This is a genomic window from Streptomyces millisiae (genome assembly GCF_031845425.1).
Classification (GTDB): domain Bacteria; phylum Actinomycetota; class Actinomycetes; order Streptomycetales; family Streptomycetaceae; genus Streptomyces; species Streptomyces millisiae.
Genome location: NZ_JAVREM010000279.1, coordinates 1 through 461, shown reverse-complemented (window position 1 = coordinate 461; position 461 = coordinate 1). Strand labels below are relative to the sequence as shown.

Here is a 461-nt window from a genome sequence, read left to right as displayed (position 1 = left end):
AGCGCGACCCCTCCTCGGACCCGGCGGGGGGTTCCGAGGAGCGATCGCGCTCCGAGTGCTCTGCTTGGGTGTCCATCGCGGCCGAATCCTATCCGGCCGCGCTGTGAACCCGGGAAGCAGCTCAGTTGTCGCGCTTCTCCTTGATCTTCGCGGCCTTGCCGCGGAGCTCACGGAGGAAGTACAGCTTGGCGCGGCGGACGTCACCGCGGCTGACGAGCTCGATCTTCTCGAAGATCGGGCTGTGCACCGGGAAGGTGCGCTCGACGCCGACGCTGAAGGAGACCTTGCGGACCGTGAAGGTCTCGCTGACGCCCGAGCCCTGGCGGCGGATGACGACGCCCTTGAACTGCTGGATACGGGAGCGGTTGCCCTCGATCACGCGCACGTGGACGTTGACGGTGTCACCGGGACGGAACGCCGGGACGTCCGAGCGGAGGGTGGCGGCGTTGACGCCATCGAGC

1 protein-coding gene is annotated in these 461 nt (G+C 68.1%); it reads right to left on the bottom strand.

Going from position 1 to position 461, the window contains the following annotated elements:
* Positions 1 to 121: 121 nt before the first annotated feature.
* The coding region (gene rplS, locus RNC47_RS36665; protein ID WP_311605194.1) for a 50S ribosomal protein L19 at positions 122 to 461 on the bottom strand (340 nt) is incomplete at its 5' end.